Genomic DNA, 1922 nt, shown 5'->3' on the forward strand with positions numbered 1-1922 from the left:
AATCTTTTGCTCAATCTCGTTTGAGAGCGTGGTCTGGTGCTTCTTCACCAGTTGGGGTTCAAAAGTGCCATTACGATCCCGTGGCGTAGCCAGTTCAAAGTGACCAGTCGGAGTCTTGATGGTCTTTTTGGTGGAACCATTCCGCCGGTTGACCTCGATATCCTGAGCCAGATAGGAGTCAAGTTCAGCGGCTAAAGCAGCTTCCGTTAGCTGCTTGATGAGTGGGGTCAGGATGCCATCTTTACCTGTCAGAGCCTGACCTGCCTGAAGTGCTTTCAGGGCTTTATCGAAATCGAAGGGTTGAGTCATTTGTCATTCCTTTTTGGTTCATATTACTGGAATGACACAGAATTTCTAACACTCCCGATTTTTATATCCTGACCCGTCCATCAGATTATTACACTGGTGCCTTCAATCTGGTCAGGGATAATCTCACCGCATATTACAAAAAATGACCATCACGGTTCAATACTCACCAAACAGCTTGTGCCGGAGAAAGAAACGGCTGCCATCCAAAGTAACTTGGAGACATTATTATAAGTTAAATAGTTTCAATGATTATTTGCATATTTATTTTCAATAGATCTTATTTAAACAATCCATTGTTATGGTGTTTTGGTGCCATCAGGCAGCAAATAACATGTTACAGACAGCAGGAAAAATCAGTTTGGATGGGCTATTGGATGAGTATTCTCTTTCACATATGTTGCGGCCGGAGGAGGTGACTCGTCGGGATGTTCTGCATTGGCGGCATTATATTCTGGGGGAGAAGAAACAATCAGTCCATAGCTGGAACAATAAGGTAGCTCATCTACGGGCGATTTTTAATTTCGGGATAGAAAGGAACTTATTGCCGCATAACGAAAAATCGGTTTAACGGTGTGGCTATCAAAAAATGATCTAATAATTGATTCCGTAGCCAATGAAGTCTTCTTACTTGGCATTAGAATTAATGAACATTTAACAAAAAAAAGGTGCTTGCTTACGCAGGCACCCTGTATTGCTTTAATTTGCCTGTTAACTGATTTAGCGTCTTTAACAAGCGAATTTTAAATTTTGGTGCCGGACTCGAATCGAAAATAAATATAATTTATTGATTATTATAAATTTATTTCCAGATTTCTCTTTTGTGCCCCTTTTAATGCCCCTGAATTATTTTGTTACCTAAATCTCGGCATGAGGCTGATTATACTAACCTTTATTGCGTTTGTATATTTTTTTCGTTGTTTTACAGCAAAAAAGCCATGAGGTTTAAAAATGGTCAAATTTGGCTGCCATTTCATACTCAGGGCTTCATATTAAAATTTATCATTTTTACGAAGTCGATCACAAATTGAGGCGGTTATTCCTGTGGTTTATCGCGAACCTTGCGTTCAATCAGTTGGCCACTAACACCAAAATAGCGACTCGGCCAAATTTCAGAGGGATGTATACCGAGGTAGTTCGCAATAATCCACTCCCCTTTAGGCCACGGGCGGCTTAATGCGTTTGCTAATGTCGATGAACTGAGTCCCGCTTCACGCGAGACAGCCGCTAAGGTTGTACCACGTTTACGTAATGCAGCAATAATATCGGCTTGGTGCCAGTCATTTCTAACGTTATTCATTCCTGCTACCCCTTCCATTAATTAATATTGATGGTGGTGATTCAAGGCAGGGTTAGCAGACCGGGTCAAGATTCCGGCGAGGCCGAAGCCTCCCCCACCTGAACCACCATTGAAAGGGCGATAGCAGGCGCACTGGTAGAAACATCCTACCAGTGTTCTTGACTCAAGGCTGCTAAACCTTGACCATTGGATTTTGCCAATGGCGGGGATACTTTAACTGATTGTTTTATCTGACTCAATAACCGAATTACTAAGTTTAACGGTTATAGCTCCTCTCAAGAGCGCACAAACTCAGAGGAGAATACGGACGGCTAAA

3 protein-coding genes are annotated in these 1922 nt (G+C 42.0%); 1 reads left to right on the plus strand and 2 read right to left on the minus strand.

Translation table 11 applies throughout. The features are described from left to right. Positions 1–309 (minus strand): transposase (locus PSI17_RS16645; protein WP_273553022.1); only part of this gene is annotated, 309 nt, incomplete at its 3' end. Between the two features lie 331 nt (positions 310–640). Here PSI17_RS16645 and PSI17_RS16650 point away from each other — a divergent pair. Beyond that, a complete protein-coding gene (locus PSI17_RS16650) occupies positions 641–877 on the plus strand; it encodes a hypothetical protein (protein WP_273553023.1) in 237 nt (78 codons plus the stop codon). 465 nt (positions 878–1342) lie between these two features. On the opposite strand, the gene PSI17_RS16655 is transcribed toward PSI17_RS16650, so the two are convergent. Continuing rightward, complete coding sequence (locus PSI17_RS16655) at positions 1343–1606, minus strand: helix-turn-helix domain-containing protein (protein ID WP_273553024.1); 264 nt, start codon at positions 1604–1606, stop codon at positions 1343–1345. Positions 1607–1922 lie beyond the last annotated feature (316 nt).

It is taken from the genome of Xenorhabdus sp. IM139775, from assembly GCF_028598745.1.
GTDB lineage: Bacteria > Pseudomonadota > Gammaproteobacteria > Enterobacterales > Enterobacteriaceae > Xenorhabdus.

Bases quoted from the DNA above. Each gene is read 5' to 3' on its own strand.
- PSI17_RS16650 (WP_273553023.1), top strand. From the start codon at position 641: ATGTTACAGACAGCAGGAAAAATCAGTTTGGATGGGCTATTGGATGAG.
- PSI17_RS16655 (WP_273553024.1), bottom strand. From the start codon at position 1,606: ATGAATAACGTTAGAAATGACTGGCACCAAGCCGATATTATTGCTGCA.